Below are 16,630 nucleotides of genomic sequence, written 5' to 3' on the forward strand. Positions count from 1 at the left end.
CGTAGCTAGCGCTATAGCGCAAAGGCGCAAAGTGCGAAACCGCTTCTTCGCATCAGAATGTCGGCGGCGTGTTGATCCAGAGAAGCACGGTTTCGCCGTCGTGGCGGTTGCGCCAGGAATGGTAGCGGCGGCTTTCGAAATACAGCGAATCGCCCGGACCGAGTTCGAAGAACTGATCGCCGTCGAGCACCAACTCGAGCCGGCCGGACAGGACATGCATGAATTCCTCGCCCTCGTGGCGATAGGCGCCCTCGCTGGCCGCGCCGGGCGCCAGTACGAAACGATGGCAATCCATCATCCTGCGGCCTTCGGCCAGCAGTTGCACGGTGACCCCGGGCGTCGTTTCCGGCCAGCTGCGCCATTCGCCGGCACGCACCAGGACCGGCACTTCCCCGCTTTCCTCGCCGGAGAGGCGGGAGACGGTGGTGCCGTAATAATCGGCGAGATCGTGCAGCGTCTTGAAGCCGACGCCCTGCGAGGTGCGCTCGAGTGTCGAGAGGGTCGAAGCGGTGATGCCGTTATCGCCAGCCACCTGTTCCAGCGTCTTGCCGGCGGCATGGCGCAGGCTGCGCAGCCTGCGGCCGAGGCCGGAATCCTGGCTTGCCTCCCCCTCGGAGGAGGGATCTTCACCTTCCAGCGCCTCGCGGATGGCCGCAGGATTGAGCCCGCGCTCGACTCGATACCAGGAGATGCGCTTCAGGCGCGCCACGTCGTCGGCGCTATATTGCCGATGACCGGTTTCGGAGCGGCCGGGAACCACCAGACCCTGGCTTTCCCAGAGACGCAGCGTCGAGGCGGAAACACCCGCCAGCCGCGCGGCCTCCGCCACCTTGTAGCGTACAGGCCCGTTATCGTTCATCCGCCACTTTCCCCGATTCTCGTCGCGCGAGCATTCATCAAAACACGTGATGTTTGAAGCAAAAAATGCCGCTTGTTTTCTTACAGAAAAAATGTAGGAATTTCGTGAGGCCTTGCAGGACTTATGCAAGTAATTTTCTCGCCCTTTCGCTACAGGAGTAGATCGATGACCGCGACAAGCCTTACGGACAGGAAGAACGCCGCAATTTCGCGCGGCGTCGGCATGACGACCCAGATCTATGCGGACCGCGCCGAGAATGCCGAAATCTGGGACAAGGAGGGCCGCCGTTACATCGATTTCGCTGCCGGCATCGCCGTTCTCAACACCGGCCACCGCCATCCCAAAGTCATTGCGGCGGTCAAAGACCAGCTCGACCGTTTCACCCATACCTGCCATCAGGTGGTGCCCTACGAGAGCTATGTGCACCTTGCCGAGCGGCTGAACGCGCTGGTCCCGGGTGCCTTCGAGAAGAAGACGATCTTCGTCACGACCGGCGCCGAGGCGGTGGAAAATGCCGTAAAGATCGCCCGTGCAGCAACCGGCCGTTCGGCCGTCATCGCCTTTGGTGGCGGCTTTCACGGCCGCACCTTCATGGGCATGGCGCTGACCGGCAAGGTGGTGCCTTACAAGGTCGGCTTCGGCGCCATGCCGGGCGACGTCTTCCATGTCCCCTTCCCGGTCGAACTGCATGGCGTCACGGCCGACCAGTCGCTGGCGGCTCTGAAGAAGCTCTTTGCCGCCGATGTCGATCCGCAGCGGGTCGCCGCCATCATCATCGAGCCGGTGCAGGGCGAAGGCGGCTTTTATTCCGCACCCGCGGCCTTCATGAAGGCGCTGCGCGAACTCTGCGACCAGCACGGCATGCTGCTGATCGCCGACGAAGTGCAGACCGGTTTTGCCCGCACCGGCAGGATGTTCGCGATGGATCATCACGAGGTGGCGCCTGACCTGACGACAATGGCAAAGAGCCTTGCCGGCGGCTTTCCACTCGCCGCCGTCACCGGCCGCGCCGAAATCATGGATGCACCGGGACCGGGCGGGCTCGGCGGCACATATGGCGGCAATCCGCTCGGCATCGCCGCCGCCCATGCCGTCCTCGACGTCATCGCCGAAGAGGAGCTCTGCGACCGTGCGAACCTGCTCGGCGGCCGGCTGAAGCAGCGGCTGGAAGCGCTGCGCGACAGCGTGCCCGAAATTGCCGATATCCGCGGCCTTGGCTTCATGAACGCCGTCGAATTCAACGACCGGACGACCGGATTGCCGAGCGCCGAATTCGCCAACCGGGTGCGGCTGATCGCACTCGACAAGGGTCTGATCCTGCTCACCTGCGGCGTCCACGGCAACGTCATCCGCTTCCTCGCGCCGATCACCATTCAGGACGAGGTTCTCGGCGAGGCGCTCGACATTCTCGAGGCCTCGATGCTGGAAGCCAGCGCGGCCAAGTAACCGAACCGGATTTCAATAGCTGCCGGCGACCGGCAGCCTCTCCCAAAGGAGATATGACATGGCTTTCACCACCGCCCTGACGAAGCACGTTCCCTTCTCTTCGCCGTTCCTGCGCGACGCCGGCTATATCAACGGCGTCTGGACATCGGGCGACGCCGCCAAGACCTTCGACGTGCTCAATCCGGCAACGGGCGAGCTGCTTGCCTCGCTGCCCGATATGGGAGTCGGCGAGACGCGGGCGGCAATCGATGCGGCCTATGCCGCCCAGCCGGCCTGGGCTGCCCGCCCGGCCAAGGAGCGCAGCGCCACCTTGCGCAAATGGTTCGACCTGATGGTCGCCAATGCCGACGCACTCGCCGCGATCCTGACCGCCGAAATGGGCAAGCCTTTCCCGGAAGCGCGCGGCGAGATCCTGTATGCCGCGTCCTATGTCGAATGGTACGCCGAAGAGGCCAAGCGGATCTATGGCGAGACGATCCCGGCGCCGTCGCAAGACAAGCGCATGATCGTCATCAAGCAGCCGGTCGGCGTCGTCGGCACGATCACGCCGTGGAATTTCCCGGCGGCGATGATCGCCCGCAAGATCGCGCCGGCGCTGGCCGTCGGCTGCACCGTCGTGTCGAAGCCCGCCGAACAGACGCCGCTGACGGCGATCGCCCTTGCCGTGCTCGCCGAACAGGCCGGCATCCCCGCCGGCGTCTTCAATCTCATCGTCGGCATCGACGGCCCGGCGATCGGCCGCGAGCTCTGCGGCAATGACAAGGTGCGCAAGATCAGCTTCACCGGTTCGACCGAGGTCGGCCGCATCCTGATGCGGCAGTGCGCCGACCAGATCAAGAAGGTGAGCTTGGAACTCGGCGGCAATGCGCCCTTCATCGTGTTCGACGATGCCGATCTCGACGCCGCCGTTGAAGGCGCGATCGCCTCCAAATACCGCAATGCCGGCCAGACCTGCGTTTGCGCCAACCGCCTCTACATCCAGTCGGGCGTCTATGACGCCTTTGCGACAAAGCTTGCCGCCAAGGTCGCCGAGATGTCGGTCGGCGACGGCTTCCAGGCGGGTGTCGAGATCGGGCCGCTGATCGACGAGCATGGTCTTGCCAAGGTGGAAGATCATGTCGGCGACGCGCTTTCCAAGGGCGCCAAGGTGCTGACCGGCGGCAAGCGCATCGATGGGGCCGGCACCTTCTTCGCCCCAACGGTGCTGACCGGGGTGGCGCGCGGCATGAAGGTGGCACGCGAAGAAACCTTCGGACCGGTGGCGCCGCTCTTCCGCTTCGAGACGGCCGAGGATGTCATCGCTCAAGCCAATGATACGGAATTCGGCCTTGCCGCCTACTTCTATGCCGGCGACCTGAAGAAGGTCTGGCGAGTGGCGGAAGCGCTGGAATACGGCATGATCGGCATCAATACCGGCATCATGTCTTCCGAGACCGCGCCTTTCGGCGGCATCAAGCAATCCGGCCTCGGCCGCGAGGGTTCACGCCATGGCGCCGACGATTATCTCGAGATGAAATATCTCTGCATCGGCGGCGTCTGATCCGCCAGCCAGGATAACCGGGCAGGCGGCCTCTCGCCGCGTGCCGTCAATAATGCGGCGGGCGGGTGATACTAGGCGCTTCCAGCGACTGCTCCTCGAGCGACAGGAAACGTTCGGTCAGCCGATCGAGCTTGGTGCGCATCTGCTCGACGATCTTCCATTGGTCGGCAAGCTGATCGGAAAGCTCCTCGATCGTCTTTGCCTGATGGGCCAGCATTTCCTCCAGCCGGGTGATGCGGTTCGTCTCGTCGGACATCGATCCTCCTATGCCGAAAGCGGCAGTACAGATGGTTTCCCAAAGCGGAAATAGGCCACGTCGTCAATGTTTTCGATGGGTGGCGCCGCCGCGCGCAAAACTGAACCGTTTGGTTACTAAAAGACCTTGCCGCGCCTGATGTTGTGGGGTAGGCCCTTATCCATCAGGGAGGAATACTGATGGATGCAGGAAACGGCTTTCTTCATCCGGACCGGCTCTTTCCGGCCGACCCGGCAACACGGACCATTGCGCGAGACCTCTATGAGACGGTGCGCAATCTTCCGATCGTCAGCCCGCACGGGCATACCGAACCGTCCTGGTTCGCCGACGACAAGCCCTTCGAAGACGCGGCCTCGCTGCTCGTCATCCCCGATCATTATCTCTTCCGCATGCTGCACAGCGTCGGCGTTCCCTTGGACCAACTCGGCGTGCCGCGCCTCGACGGCAAGCCGGTGGCTGCAGGCCGCGCGATCTGGCGGAGCTTTGCCAAGCATTATCATCTCTTCCGCGGAACGCCATCCAGCCTCTGGGTCGATCACGCCATGTCGGCCGTACTTGGCTGCACCGAGCCGCTGACACCTGACAATGCCGATTCGCTCTACGACCACATCAATGCCCAGCTCGCCCTGCCGGAATTCCGGCCGCGGGCGCTGCATCAGCGATTCGGCATCGAAACGATCGCGACGACCGAGGGCGCGCTCGACCCGCTGGCACATCACCAGAAGATGGCCGCGGACGGCTGGATCGGCAAAGTCCGGACCACCTACCGGCCGGACAGCGTCACCGATCCCGACGCCGTCGGTTTCCGCGACAATCTCGTCAAGTTCGGAGAGATCACCGGCACTGACGTGACACGCTGGGACGGGCTGATCGAGGCGCACCGGCGCCGCCGCGCTTATTTCCGTCAGTTCGGCGCCACCGCGACCGATCACGGCGTGCCGACCGCCTTCACCGCCGATCTGCCGCTTGCCGAAAAGCAGGCGCTGCTCGACAAGGCGCTGAAGGGTCCGCTTTCGCCTCAGGATGCCGAACTCTTCCGGGGCCAGATGATGACCGAGATGGCCGGGCTTTCGGCCGAAGACGGCATGGTGATGCAGATCCACGCCGGCTCGCGGCGCAACACCGACAGTGGGCTGTTTGCGACCCGCGGCCCGAACATGGGCGCCGATATCCCGACGCCCACCGACTGGGTCAGCGGCCTCAATGCACTGCTTTCCAAATATGGCCATGCGCCAGGGCTGCGCGTGCTGCTCTTCACCCTCGACGAGACGACCTATGCGCGCGAGCTGGCGCCGATGGCCGGCCATTGGCCCTGCCTGATGATCGGCCCGCCCTGGTGGTTCCACGACAGCCCGCTCGGCATCCGGCGCTATCTCGACCAGGTCGTGGAAACGGCAGGTTTTGCCAACATGGCCGGCTTCAACGACGATACGCGCGCGCTGCTTTCGATCCCGGCGCGGCACGATGTCTGGCGCCGCGAAGTCTGCCGCTTCCTCGCTGGGCTTGTCGCCGAGCACCGGCTTTCCAAGACGGACGCGGAGATCGTGGCAAGCGAACTTTCCTATGGCAATGCGAAGAAGGCCTATAAGCTGTGAGCGAACGACTGCAGACCCTTTCCGGCCTCGCCCCGACGGCGAAGCTTCCCGCCTATGACCGCAGCCGGCTGCAAAGCGGCATCCTGCATCTGGGACCCGGCGCCTTCTTCCGCGCGCATTTCGCGCCGTTTACGGATGGTGCGCTCGCCGCTGCAGGCGGCGACTGGGGCATCGAGGTGGCAAGCCTGCGCACGCCCGATGTCGCCGACAATCTGAGTGCCCAGAACGGGCTCTATACGACGCTGATCCGCGATACCTCGGGCACGACGGCTGAGGTGATCGGCTCGATCCTGAAGGCGCATGTGGCGCCGCGCGATCCGGCCGGCCTGCTGGCGCGGCTCGAAGATCCTGATATCCGTATCGTCAGCATGACGGTGACGGAAAAGGCCTATGGTTTCGACCCGGCAACCGGCGGCCTCGATCTCAAACATCCCGATATCGTCGCCGACCTCGCCAACCGGCATGCGCCGCGCGGTGTCATCGGCTATCTCGTCGAAGGTCTTGCACGCCGCCGGCAAAAGGGGATCGCAGCCTTTACGCCGCTCAGCTGCGACAACCTGCCGAGCAACGGCGCGGTGCTGAAACGCCTGGTGCTCGAATTCACCTCCCGCATCGATGCCGATCTGCATCGCTGGATCGAAGCCAACGTGCCCTTCCCGTCGACGATGGTCGACCGCATCACGCCGGCCAGCACCGAGGCGACCTATGCCGATGCCGAGCGGCTGACCGGCCGCACGGATATGGCGGCGATCGAGACGGAACCCTTTACCCAATGGGTCATCGAAGACCATTTCGCCAATGGCCGGCCGGCCTGGGAAAAGGTGCGCGGCGCGCTGATGGTCGAAGACGTCTCGGCCTATGAGAAGATGAAGCTCCGGATGTTGAACGGCGCCCATTCGCTGCTCGCCTATCTCGGTTATATCGGCGGCTATGAATTCATCCGCGACGTGATGGACGATGACGCGCTGGCCGCACTTGCCTATCGCCACATGCACGCGGCGGCGAGAACGCTCGATCCGGTCCCCGGCATCGATCTCGACGACTATGCCAAGGAATTGATAGCGCGCTTTGCAAACAAGGCGATCGCCCACCGCACCTATCAGATCGCCATGGACGGCACCCAGAAACTGCCGCAGCGGCTGCTGGAACCGGCATGCGAGGCGCTGGCGCACGGCGACAGGGCGGAGACCTATGCGATCGCCGTTGCGGCATGGATGCGCTATGCGATCGGCGAACGCGGCAATGGCGAGCGCTACGAATTGCGCGATCCCCGTGCCGCGGAGATCGCGGCGTTGATCGCCGATGTCCCGCGCACCGGTCCGGCGATTTCGGCGGCGCTGTTCACCTTGCCCGGACTTTTCCCGACCGCTTTGACCGGACACCGGGCTTGGACGCAGGATGTCTCGGACAAGCTGGAGATCCTGATCCAGGACGATCGGCTGCCGCTGTTTTGAGAGGCACATATCCGATCGACATCGGATGGCCGGTCGCGGATGCCGAGGAGGAGATGCAGCGGATTGCTCCGCTGCTTCAATTTTTGGGCATGCCTTCCGGCCTTAGATGCTTTTTCAAGGCGGCTATCCGGAAGATCGCGTTGGCGGCGCCATAACCCTTATATCCCCGGCGTTCGACGATCTCGAAGAAGAAGCCTTCGCCGAAGGTCGGGCTGTAGAGCTGGAAATATTCGCCGAACTCGTCCCGGTCGTACAAAATGTTTTCTGCCCTCAACCGGTCGCTCAACGCCGCTTCCAGACCGAACCTCGCCTCCGCGTCATCGTAGTAATTGGGGGAAATAGCCAGCGGCTTGAAGCCGTTCTGCCGCAGGCTGGCCGCGGCGGCAAAAATATCATCGGTGTGGAAAGCCAGATGCTGCACGCCCGAGCCGAATGTTTCGGCAATGAAGTGCCCCGCGAGTGTGCGCCGGTTCTCTGCTCCGTTCAGCGTGATCCGCAGCGAGCCGGACGCATTTTCCAACACCTGGCTGCGCACCACGCCGGCGGGATCGATGATGTCGAACACGGGCGTCTTCCGCGCCTCGAAGATCGAGGCGTAGAACAGCAGCCAAGTGGGCATTTCGTCGTAGGCGACCGTCTGAGCTATATGGTCGACATGCGAGAGATGAGCGGGAGCGATCCGCGCATCGTCTTCGACCGGCAGAAAGTCGATCTCCGAAAAACGGCCGAGATCACTCTTGTCGTCTATCAGGTAAATCAGCCCGCCACCCACACCCCGGATTGCCGGAATTTCAACCTCGCCGACGCCGACGGCTTGGCTGAAAGGCTCGGCGTCGAGCGCCATGGCTCTCTCGAAAGCTTTGCCAGCATCGTCGACCAACAGGGCGATGGCATAGGCCGTCGTCCCATGCACCGCGAAGGACGCACCGGCAAAGCCCGCGCTATCGGCATTGACGATAAGACGGATGTCTCCCTGGCGGTAGAGCGTGACATTTTTTGTTCGATGAACGGCCTCCTTCCGGAAGCCCAGGGTCCGCAGGATGCCGACGAGTTCCGCCGCTTCCTCTTCGTCGGCCGAGAACTCCACGAAGCCTATTCCTTTGACGATCGCTCGATCGGGCATCGTCTTGGCGGAAAAGCTCCGAGTATTCGGCATACGCCGCACCTGATCGCCCAGATAAATCAGCGAGCGGTGGCCATCGGCGGCAATCAGACGGGACGACCCTCCGCGGAACTGATCGTTGAATATTTCGAGCGAGAAATAACCATCATAGCCGGTCTCGGCGACAGCGGCGGCAAAAGCCGCTACCGGAAGGTCGCCTTCACCCGGCATGTTGCGGAAATGCCGGCTCCAGTAGAGAAGGTCCATGTCGATCAGCGGCGCATCGGCAAGCTGTACGATAAAGATCTTGTCTTTCGGGATCGAACGGATCGAGTTGATGTCGATCTTTCGTGACAGGGCATGGAAACTGTCGAGGATCAGACCGACATTCGGATGATCGGCCCTGCGCACGATTTCCCATGCGTCCCGATGGTCATTGATATGCCGCCCCCACGCGAGCGCCTCATAGCCGATCTTCAGGCCGCGCTTGGCAGCCCGCTCACCGAGCGCGTGAAAATCCGCCGCCGCCCGATCAATGCCGCCGAGCGAGGCGGACGAAGCATTCGAGCAAACCAGGATGAGATCTGTGCCCAGTTCCTGCATCACATCGAATTTACGTTCAGCACGATCAAAAGCGCGACCACGCAATGGTTCGGGCATGCCCTCGAAATCGCGGAATGGCTGAAACAGCGTGATTTCGAGCCCGCGGTCGCGCACCATCCTGCCGACATCCGCCGGCCTGCCGTCGAAAGCCAGAAAATCATTCTCGAAGATTTCCACGCCATCGAAGCCGGCTTTGGCGATCGCATCCAGCTTCTCGGGGAGCTCTCCGCTGATCGATACCGTCGCAATCGAAGTCTTCATCGCTCTGCTCCTGGCATTGCCTATAAGGCGGTGAGAAATTCCGGTCTGCCTCGAAGGCCGGGATCGAGCGCCAGCACCCGGCCGGCAAATGGCTCAGCTTGTCTTTCGGCCGGCGAAAGCGGCTCGCTTGCCGAGGTCACATAGAGCTGGTCAAGATTTTCGCCGCCGAAGCAGCAGCAGGTCGGATAGCTAACAGGCAGATCTATCGTCCGATCGATCCCGCCCTCCGGGTCATAGCGCACGAGACGGCTGCCTGCGTATTCGGCGTTCCAGACAAAGCCTTCGGCGTCGATGCAGCTTCCGTCCGGACGGGCCGGGGCGGTCGTGGTCGCGAAAATTCGCGGGTCTCCAACATCGCCTTTCTCGGCATCATAATCGCATGCCCAGATCGTGTAGGCACGCGTATCGGCGAAGTAGAGCCGCCTGCGTTCGTGATCGAATGCCAGCGCATTCGGAATGGCAAGACCATCGACGAACGTGGCTGCCACGAGATCCGGCGAGATTCGGTAAATCGCACCGACCGGGGCAGAGTCGCTCTCCCGCAGGGTACCAATCCAGAAATTGCCGGCCCAATCCGCACGGCCGTCATTCTTCCGGTGGCCCGGTCGCCCCAGGTTCCGGATCGGTGAGGAAGCGCTGCTTCTTCGTTTCCGGATCGTAAATGTGCAATCCGTCATCGCAGGCGAGCAGCCATCCGCCCGCCTTGCGCAATGCCAGCGAACCGATGCGCCGCGCTGCCACCTTATGCGCGGCGATCGTTCCGTCCTTCGGATCGTAGCTCCATAATGCCGAAGCAAGGACGTCGACCCACCATAGTCGCCGGCTGCGTCCGCACCAGACCGGGGATTCTCCCAGTCTGGCAGGGGCGCAGTCGAGCGCCTCAATGCGCATGTTCGACCTCGATATGACCGCCGAGGAAGAGCTGCCCGACCCGCGGATCGGAAAGCAAAGCAGAAGCCTTGTCGTGCATACGCGTCTGGCCGAGCTCGAGAACGAGGCCGTAGTCGGACATGGCGAGAGCCGACTTGGCGTTCTGCTCCACCATCAGGATGGTGACACCTTGGTCGCGCAGTCTGATCAGGGTCTGAAAAACCTCCTGCACGAGATTGGGCGACAGGCCGATCGAAGGCTCGTCGATCAGAATCAGCTTGGGGTCGAGTAACAGGGCGCGCGCCACCTCCAGCTGCTTCTGTTGTCCGCCCGACAGTTCGATCGCCTTGCGGTCGCTGAATTTACGCAGCATCGGGAACTGGTCCATCACCATATCGATCCGCTTGCGCACATTCGCCTGGTCGCTTGCGGTGATGCCGCCAAGTTCCAGATTGTGATAGACGGAGAGTTGCGGAACGACGTTGCGGCCTTGCGGAACATAGGTGACGCCATGCCCGATCATCTGCCGCGGCGTTTGTCGGGTCACATCCTTGCCATCGAGCAAGATTTGACCGGAATGGATGTTCAGGAGACCGAAGATAGCCTTGAAGACGGTCGATTTGCCGGCGCCATTCGGCCCGATGACCGTGGTGATCGAAGCTTTCGGGATCGAAAAGGACACGCCGTTCAAGATGGTGATCTTGCCGTAGCCACCATGGATGTTTTTGAGCTCGAGCATTCTCAGCCTCCAAGATAGGCGTCGATCACGGTCTGGTTCGACCGGATTTCGTCCGGCGTGCCTTCCGCAATGATGTTGCCTTCCGCCAGTACAATGATGCGGGAGCACAGGCTCATTACGAACTCCATGTTGTGTTCGATAACGACGAACGTCGTGCCGTGCTCGGCATTGTAGGCGACAAGCCGGTCCTTGAGGTTGGCGAGCATCGTCAGGTTGACGCCGCCCGCCGGCTCGTCAAGCAGAACGAGACTCGGGCCGGCCATGAAGGCCATGGCCGCGTCGACCAGCTTTTGCTGGCCGTAAGAGAGAGAACCCGCCAGCGTATCGCGCAGATGGCCGAGACGAAAGAAAGCGATCATGCGCTCCGCTTCGGCCATCAAACCGGCGTCGCCGGGCCCGAAGAGACGCGACAGCATCGTGCCGTGATGCTCCTGCCCGGCAAGAATGACGTTGTCGAGTACCGACATTTTCGGAAAGACCGAAAGCTGCTGAAAGGTTCGCCCGACGCCGAGCTTGTTGAGATCGGAGGCGCGCATGCCGGAGACGTTTTTGCCGTTGACCGTCACCTCGCCGGCATCCGGCGTCAGCTGGCCGAGGATGCAGTTGAAGAGCGTCGACTTGCCTGAGCCGTTGGGACCGATCAGGCCGAGGATCTCACCTTTGTGGACCTCGAAGGAAACGCCATCGACGGCGCGGATTCCGCCGAAGCTCTTGCCAATGTTGCGAACGGAGAGGATGGGCGTGTTCATTTCAGGCTGGCTCCTTCCGCCAAATCTGCGCGGACCTGCTGCTTCGGCCAGATTTTGTCACGGATTCTGGCGCCGACGCCGATCAGCCCCGACGGCACGAAGATCAGCATGACGATGACCAGCGCCGAATAGATGATGAGATAATATCCTTGGGTGAAGCGCAGGACCTCGGGCAGCAGAATGACGACGCCGGCTCCGACCCACGGACCGAAGAAATAGCCCGCGCCACCGACGATCACCATCAACAGGATGCGAAGGGAATGGGCGAGCGCGAAGGAACCGGGCTCGATGAATTGGACGAGAGGCGTGATGAGGGTGCCGGCAAGTCCGCCATATGTCGAGCCGATGGCAAAGGCGAGAAGGGTGATGCGCCGCGTATCGACACCGAGGCTTTCAGCCCGGACCGGGTTTTCGCGCAACGCCTTGAAGGCGCGGCCCCACGGCGACCGGACGATCCCCCACATCGCAAGCGCCGCAAATGCTGTGACGGCAAGTGTGAAATAGTAGAAAGGCAACTGCTTCATCGTCGAGAACAGGCCGAAGTCAGGACGCGGCATGCCGACGAGGCCGATGCTTCCGCCAGTCAGCCAATCCTCGTTTCTCAGCACAAGGAAGACGAGCGTGTTGAAGGCCAGCGTCACAAAGGCGAGGAAGTGGCCTTTGACACGCAGCGCCGGATAGCCGAGGAGCAGCCCGATGACGAAGCATGCAAACAGAGCAAGCGGCATCGCGACAATCCAATGCCAGCCTGCGAGTGTCAGTAGCGCCGTAATATAGGCCCCGATCGCCATGAACGAGGCCTGCGCGAGCGATATCTGGCCGGCATAGCCCAGCGTCAGGTTCAGTCCCATGGCCGCGATCGTAAAGATCAGCCAGGAGGTCAGAACGTAGATGATGTAGTTCTTTTGACCAATCGGGGCGACGACAGCGAGCACGAGCAGCCCGAGAATGATGAGAATACGTATGTTGGAACTCTTCGTCATCAGACGGTCCTCCCTTCGGACGTTCCCATGATGCCCTGCGGCCTGACGAGGATGATGACGATCAGGAGGACCAGGGGGAGTGCCGCGCGATACTGGGCCGTGACGTAGGCAGCGGTCAGGTTGTCGAGAACGCCGATCAGCAGGCCGCCCACCAATGCGCCGCGGATCTGGTTGAAGCCGCCGACGATTGCCGCGATGAAAGCGATCAGGCCGAGCGTTTCGCCGTTGGAGAACTTGGCGAGATAAACGGGAGTGATCAGATAGGATGCGAGAGCGGCAAGCGCTGCGTTGATCAGGAACGTGTAAAGGATCATCCGCTTGACGTTGACGCCGAGGATTTCCGCGACTGCGGGATTTTGCGCGGTGGCCTGCATAGAGCGCCCGGTGCGCGTGCGGTTCAGGAACAAGGTCAGCAGCACCACGATGCCGAGGCAGAGCACGAGATTGAAGATGTCCTGCATCGAAAGGACAGCGCCGAAGACGTCGATCGGATCATTCGGAAACATCGCGGGAAAAGGCTGGGCTTCAGCCGAATAGAATTCCTTGACGCTCTCCTTCAGAAGAATTCCAAGCGCCATGGTCGCGATGATCAGAGTTATCCCGCCATGGGGAAGGATCGGTTCGACCATGAGCTTCTTGAAGAGAACGCCAAGAATGACGACCGATAGAATGAGCCCGGCCAGCAGCGCAACCCAGAAGGGCATGCCCAGAATGCTCATGCAGGCAAGCGCGAAAAATGCCGGCAGCATGACGAACTCGCCCTGGGCGAAGTTCACCGTCTGCGCCGCCTGCCAGACGAGGGTGAAGCCGATGGCGACGAGCGCGTAGATGGAACCAGTCGCCAGACCGGACAGTAGGACCTGTAGGAATTGAGACATTGTGCCACTCTCTCGATGGCCGCGGCAGCCGAAGCGGCCGCGGCAGAGCAGGGGATGATCAGTTGGACGGAACAGTTCCGATCACGACCGGCGAGCCATTCTTCACCTGGACCATGAAGCTCGGGCGCGACATTTCCCCGTGTTCATCCCAGCATGTGTCGAGAAGGATCTTCGGGTAGTCCGCGGCCTTCAGGCACAACCCATGCATTTTTTCGGCGAAGGCCTCTCCATCGAGTTCGCCGACCATCTCCGTGACGTATTTCGTCGTCCAGGCGCCGATATAGCCCTTGATGGCGTCATGCGTCGGCTTGCGCTTGAAGATCTCTTCGAACTTCTTGTCGAAGGCGCCGATGCCTGGAACGTCCGTCGCGCTCGCGGTCAGACCGACATGGGCGATGGCGCCATCCGCCGCGCTCCCCGCCAGTTCGACCACCTTGGCCTCGGTCAGGGTGACTTCGCCAATGAGCGGCATGGGCAGGGATTGCTTCTTGGCCTCGATCAGGAAGCGAGCGGACTCCTCCTGATTCATATAGACGAAAACGGCATCGGGGCCGGCCTGCTTCAGCTTGGCGACATCGGCTGCATAGTCGGCCTGACCTTGCTCGGACGGCACGTCGGCGATGATCTCGATGCCGGCCTTCTTCATTTCCTGGGTGAAGACGTCATGGCCTCCCTTGCCGAACTCATTGTTCACCCAGGCGACGGCGACCTTCTTGGCCTTAATGGTCCCGGTGAAGTAGCTGGTCAGCGCGGGGATGCCCTTCTGGGAACCGGAGGAGGTCCGGAAAACGAAGGGGTTTCCTTTCTGGACGATGCTCGGAGATTCCGAACCGACGAATTGCGGCGTGCTGTTCTGCTGCGCGACGAGCATATTGACCATCGTCGAGCCGGAATAAATCGTGCCGAGGATCGCATAGGCGCCTTCATCGATCGCCTTCTGGACAAGGGCGCGCGAGACCTGCGGATCGGTCTGCGTGTCATATTCGCCAAGTTCGATTTTCTTGCCGAGAATCCCGCCTTCGGCGTTGATTTCCTCCACCGCGATCTTGATCCCGTCGCGCCAATTGGTTCCGGAGGGGGCGCCGGCGCCGGAAAGTTCGGCCACCATGCCGAGCTTGACCGTGTCTTCGGCATGGGCGAATCCGGCGAAGAGAGCGGTTGAGATTGCGAGCAGATTCTTGCGGTACATACTATCCTCCCAATAAAAAATCAGACCGGCTTTTGCGGCGCCGTCTCCTTGAGCGCCCCGGCCCTCCCATCAGCAGGAGACGAAAGCTAGCCACTTTTCAAGCGCACTTCCCGTTCCGGCGGTCGCATCGACAGAAAGTCCACAAGGACAAGGGCTTGCGCGTCAAACATCCCGGCACCCGTCATAGTCCGGCAGCCGCGCCGGCGCGCTTCCTGGATCAGCGGCGGAACTTCCGGCTTGGTGACGACGCAGGCAACGAATTGCCAGGCTTCCAGTTTGGATACGTCGATCGGCAAGGGATCATTCGGCCGCATTCCGAGCGGGGTGGCGTTGGCGACGAGATCATAGCCTGCCGGGTTCGCATCTGCCGCGACGACCCGTCCGGGATAAAGCCCGTCGAGCCTTTCGATAATAGCGTCGCGCCGCTCGATGTCGATATCGTGGATCGCAAGGATTTCCGCTCCGCGCCTCATGATTTCGAGGGCGATCGCCGAACCCGCGCCTCCACACCCCACCAGCAAGCATCTGCGGCCGGCGACGGCGAAACCTTCCTTCTCCATTCCGTCCAGATATCCAACTCCGTCGGTATTGTCGCCGTGCCAGCCGTCGGCCGTTCGGCGCACGACATTGACCGCCTCGACGAAGGTCGCGCGATCCGATGTCGTCGCGCAAAGGCCGAATGCCTCTTGCTTGTGCGGAACGGTGACGAGGATTCCGCCGATATTGGAAACCGCCCGCAGCGCGTGAAAAACGCCGGACAGATCAGGAGAAGCCACATGCATCGGCACAACAACGGCATCTTCGTTCCGATCGGCCAAAAGCCGCGTGATGACGTCCGGCGAGCGCACCTGCGCGATGGGGTCGCCCACCACGACGAAGAGCCTCGTATTTCCAGAAGGAATAATTCCCGCCATGTGCCGTCTCGTTTCATAGCAAGGGAGCTGGAACATCTTCCCGCACTTGCTTTGTGCGGCCGATAGCGCTCGACCTCAGTCAATCTTCACAGAAGCGTAGCGATCAAAGGCCGTAATATCGAGTATCATTTTCATAGTCTTCCGTAACATCATGTTAATGGTTATCGCGCCGAACGCACTCGCGGCCCTGGCATCGGGCTGCAGGCTCTCTGCCGGCGATCAGAATGAAAAATGCTATTTTTTCCGCTTCGACGCCTTATCGGCGGGCTTCAGCGAACTTGCGCCTTGCATTTCATGACGGAGAAGCTGCCGAAAGTGCTCGGCATAGGCGGATAGAGGCAAATCCTTGCGATAGGCGATGTAGGTATGGAAAATACTGTCGGCATCGATTTCGATGCCTTTCAATCCGCGAACGACGCCATGCGCCACGGTGAACTCGTCAATAATCGCGATGCCCAGGCCCGCCGCCACCAGGCTGCAAACCGTCGTGCCGAAACGAGCCTTGATGTTCATTTGATAGGCGACGCCGCTGTTGGTGAACATGGCCGCCATAATCGCGCCGTACGGGTCTTTTGGGTCGATCCCGATCAACGGATAGCCAGACATTTCCTGGGGCGTGATCTTGTCCCGGGTCGCCAGCGGGCTCGTCTCCGGGACGATGCACAACAACCTGCCACTCGCCAGAGGCTCGAATTCGATAAGGGGGTGATCGAAGCGGGACGAGATGGCGACCAGTTCGCCGCGTCCGAGGAGCAGGTAATCGATCGCCTCCTCGATCTTGAGAATGTTGACGTCGAGCCCGAGAGCCGGAAAGCGTTGCCGCAGCTTGGCGATGGCGCGGGGAACCATTACGTTGGCGATGCTCGGCACGGAAGCGATGCAGAGCTCCTGGCTCTGCCCTCGCCCGAGCCCGGCTACGGCCGATTGGAGATCGTCGATCTTGCGATGCACGGTATCGAGCAGGTCGAAAATATTGCGCGCCTGCGACGTGGGCACGTAGCGGCCGGCGCGCCTGTCGAAGAGCCGGATACCGAGGGAATCTTCTGTATATTTCATGAGCCGGCTGAGGCCGGGCGCCGAAACGTTAAGCAACCGCGCAGCGCCTGCGATGCTGCCGGTCACCATGATGGCGCGTATGACCTCAATCTGTCTTAGCGTAAGCATCACCAGCCAAACGACACGCGCTCAGACG

General features: G+C 61.7%; 16 protein-coding genes. 4 read left to right on the top strand and 12 right to left on the bottom strand.

The genetic code is table 11. The features are described from left to right. Nucleotides 1–52: 52 nt before the first annotated feature. Entirely contained in the window at nt 53–859 is an 807-nt protein-coding gene (locus GGI60_RS25715) for a MerR family transcriptional regulator (protein WP_183919120.1), read from the bottom strand. A 165-nt stretch (nt 860–1,024) separates the two neighbouring features. Between GGI60_RS25715 and GGI60_RS25720 the strand changes: the two genes are divergently transcribed. Both GGI60_RS25720 and GGI60_RS25725 read left to right on the top strand, forming a co-directional pair. After that, entirely contained in the window at nt 1,025–2,305 is a 1,281-nt protein-coding gene (locus tag GGI60_RS25720; protein WP_183919119.1) for a 4-aminobutyrate--2-oxoglutarate transaminase, read from the top strand. 58 nt (nt 2,306–2,363) lie between these two features. Further along, nucleotides 2,364–3,845, top strand: a complete 1,482-nt coding sequence (locus GGI60_RS25725) for an NAD-dependent succinate-semialdehyde dehydrogenase (RefSeq protein WP_183919118.1) — start codon at nt 2,364–2,366, stop codon at nt 3,843–3,845. A 46-nt stretch (nt 3,846–3,891) separates the two neighbouring features. Here the strand turns inward: GGI60_RS25725 and GGI60_RS25730 are convergent, their stop codons facing one another. Further along, nucleotides 3,892–4,101: a SlyX family protein gene (locus GGI60_RS25730; protein ID WP_183919117.1), complete on the bottom strand. Its 210-nt coding sequence runs from the start codon at nt 4,099–4,101 to the stop codon at nt 3,892–3,894. Nucleotides 4,102–4,280: 179 nt separating this feature from the next. Here GGI60_RS25730 and uxaC point away from each other — a divergent pair, with 179 nt between their 5' ends. Beyond that, nucleotides 4,281–5,696 (top strand): glucuronate isomerase, encoded by a 1,416-nt coding sequence (gene uxaC, locus GGI60_RS25735; protein ID WP_183919116.1) that lies wholly within the window; start codon nt 4,281–4,283, stop codon nt 5,694–5,696. Continuing rightward, complete coding sequence (locus GGI60_RS25740) at nt 5,693–7,150, top strand: mannitol dehydrogenase family protein (RefSeq protein ID WP_183919115.1); 1,458 nt, start codon at nt 5,693–5,695, stop codon at nt 7,148–7,150. Before uxaC ends, GGI60_RS25740 begins: the two co-directional genes overlap by 4 nt. Nucleotides 7,151–7,226: 76 nt before the next feature. On the opposite strand, the gene GGI60_RS25745 is transcribed toward GGI60_RS25740, so the two are convergent. From GGI60_RS25745 to GGI60_RS25790, 10 genes are all read right to left on the bottom strand, one after another. Next, nucleotides 7,227–9,116 carry a bifunctional sugar phosphate isomerase/epimerase/4-hydroxyphenylpyruvate dioxygenase family protein gene (locus tag GGI60_RS25745; RefSeq protein WP_183919114.1) on the bottom strand — a complete coding sequence of 630 codons (1,890 nt, stop codon included), beginning with the start codon at nt 9,114–9,116 and terminating at the stop codon, nt 7,227–7,229. 20 nt (nt 9,117–9,136) lie between these two features. After that, nucleotides 9,137–9,793 carry an SMP-30/gluconolactonase/LRE family protein gene (locus GGI60_RS25750; protein ID WP_183919113.1) on the bottom strand — a complete coding sequence of 219 codons (657 nt, stop codon included), beginning with the start codon at nt 9,791–9,793 and terminating at the stop codon, nt 9,137–9,139. Further along, nucleotides 9,702–10,007, bottom strand: coding sequence for an SMP-30/gluconolactonase/LRE family protein (locus GGI60_RS32530; RefSeq protein WP_183919112.1), 306 nt, complete (start codon nt 10,005–10,007; stop codon nt 9,702–9,704). Before GGI60_RS32530 ends, GGI60_RS25750 begins: the two co-directional genes overlap by 92 nt. Beyond that, nucleotides 9,997–10,725, bottom strand: a complete 729-nt coding sequence (locus tag GGI60_RS25760; RefSeq protein ID WP_183919111.1) for an ABC transporter ATP-binding protein — start codon at nt 10,723–10,725, stop codon at nt 9,997–9,999. The genes GGI60_RS32530 and GGI60_RS25760 overlap by 11 nt, the downstream gene beginning before the upstream one ends. A gap of 2 nt (nt 10,726–10,727) precedes the next feature. Further along, nucleotides 10,728–11,474, bottom strand: a complete 747-nt coding sequence (locus tag GGI60_RS25765) for an ABC transporter ATP-binding protein (RefSeq protein WP_183919110.1) — start codon at nt 11,472–11,474, stop codon at nt 10,728–10,730. After that, nucleotides 11,471–12,457, bottom strand: a complete 987-nt coding sequence (locus GGI60_RS25770; RefSeq protein WP_183919109.1) for a branched-chain amino acid ABC transporter permease — start codon at nt 12,455–12,457, stop codon at nt 11,471–11,473. The genes GGI60_RS25765 and GGI60_RS25770 overlap by 4 nt, the downstream gene beginning before the upstream one ends. Further along, the gene (locus tag GGI60_RS25775) at nt 12,457–13,335 is read right to left on the bottom strand and encodes a branched-chain amino acid ABC transporter permease (RefSeq protein ID WP_183919108.1); all 879 of its coding nucleotides are present in this window, start codon (nt 13,333–13,335) and stop codon (nt 12,457–12,459) included. The genes GGI60_RS25770 and GGI60_RS25775 overlap by 1 nt, the downstream gene beginning before the upstream one ends. A gap of 58 nt (nt 13,336–13,393) precedes the next feature. Further along, nucleotides 13,394–14,524 carry an ABC transporter substrate-binding protein gene (locus tag GGI60_RS25780; protein WP_183919107.1) on the bottom strand — a complete coding sequence of 377 codons (1,131 nt, stop codon included), beginning with the start codon at nt 14,522–14,524 and terminating at the stop codon, nt 13,394–13,396. Between the two features lie 86 nt (nt 14,525–14,610). Next, a complete protein-coding gene (locus GGI60_RS25785; RefSeq protein WP_183919106.1) occupies nt 14,611–15,438 on the bottom strand; it encodes a shikimate dehydrogenase in 828 nt (275 codons plus the stop codon). A gap of 234 nt (nt 15,439–15,672) precedes the next feature. Continuing rightward, a complete protein-coding gene (locus tag GGI60_RS25790; RefSeq protein WP_183919105.1) occupies nt 15,673–16,602 on the bottom strand; it encodes a LysR family transcriptional regulator in 930 nt (309 codons plus the stop codon). Nucleotides 16,603–16,630: the final 28 nt, after the last annotated feature.

It is taken from the genome of Rhizobium lentis (genome assembly GCF_014200175.1).
GTDB lineage: Bacteria > Pseudomonadota > Alphaproteobacteria > Rhizobiales > Rhizobiaceae > Rhizobium > Rhizobium mulingense.

Excerpts from the sequence above, each read along its gene's own strand:
- GGI60_RS25715 (WP_183919120.1), bottom strand. The coding sequence starts at position 859 with ATGAACGATAACGGGCCTGTACGCTACAAGGTGGCGGAGGCCGCGCGG.
- GGI60_RS25720 (WP_183919119.1), top strand. The coding sequence starts at position 1,025 with ATGACCGCGACAAGCCTTACGGACAGGAAGAACGCCGCAATTTCGCGC.
- GGI60_RS25725 (WP_183919118.1), top strand. The coding sequence starts at position 2,364 with ATGGCTTTCACCACCGCCCTGACGAAGCACGTTCCCTTCTCTTCGCCG.
- GGI60_RS25760 (WP_183919111.1), bottom strand. The coding sequence starts at position 10,725 with ATGCTCGAGCTCAAAAACATCCATGGTGGCTACGGCAAGATCACCATC.
- GGI60_RS25765 (WP_183919110.1), bottom strand. The coding sequence starts at position 11,474 with ATGAACACGCCCATCCTCTCCGTTCGCAACATTGGCAAGAGCTTCGGC.
- GGI60_RS25750 (WP_183919113.1), bottom strand. The coding sequence starts at position 9,793 with ATGACGGATTGCACATTTACGATCCGGAAACGAAGAAGCAGCGCTTCC.
- GGI60_RS25770 (WP_183919109.1), bottom strand. The coding sequence starts at position 12,457 with ATGACGAAGAGTTCCAACATACGTATTCTCATCATTCTCGGGCTGCTC.
- GGI60_RS25780 (WP_183919107.1), bottom strand. The coding sequence starts at position 14,524 with ATGTACCGCAAGAATCTGCTCGCAATCTCAACCGCTCTCTTCGCCGGA.
- GGI60_RS32530 (WP_183919112.1), bottom strand. The coding sequence starts at position 10,007 with ATGCGCATTGAGGCGCTCGACTGCGCCCCTGCCAGACTGGGAGAATCC.
- GGI60_RS25785 (WP_183919106.1), bottom strand. The coding sequence starts at position 15,438 with ATGGCGGGAATTATTCCTTCTGGAAATACGAGGCTCTTCGTCGTGGTG.
- GGI60_RS25730 (WP_183919117.1), bottom strand. The coding sequence starts at position 4,101 with ATGTCCGACGAGACGAACCGCATCACCCGGCTGGAGGAAATGCTGGCC.
- GGI60_RS25790 (WP_183919105.1), bottom strand. The coding sequence starts at position 16,602 with ATGCTTACGCTAAGACAGATTGAGGTCATACGCGCCATCATGGTGACC.
- uxaC (WP_183919116.1), top strand. The coding sequence starts at position 4,281 with ATGGATGCAGGAAACGGCTTTCTTCATCCGGACCGGCTCTTTCCGGCC.
- GGI60_RS25775 (WP_183919108.1), bottom strand. The coding sequence starts at position 13,335 with ATGTCTCAATTCCTACAGGTCCTACTGTCCGGTCTGGCGACTGGTTCC.
- GGI60_RS25745 (WP_183919114.1), bottom strand. The coding sequence starts at position 9,116 with ATGAAGACTTCGATTGCGACGGTATCGATCAGCGGAGAGCTCCCCGAG.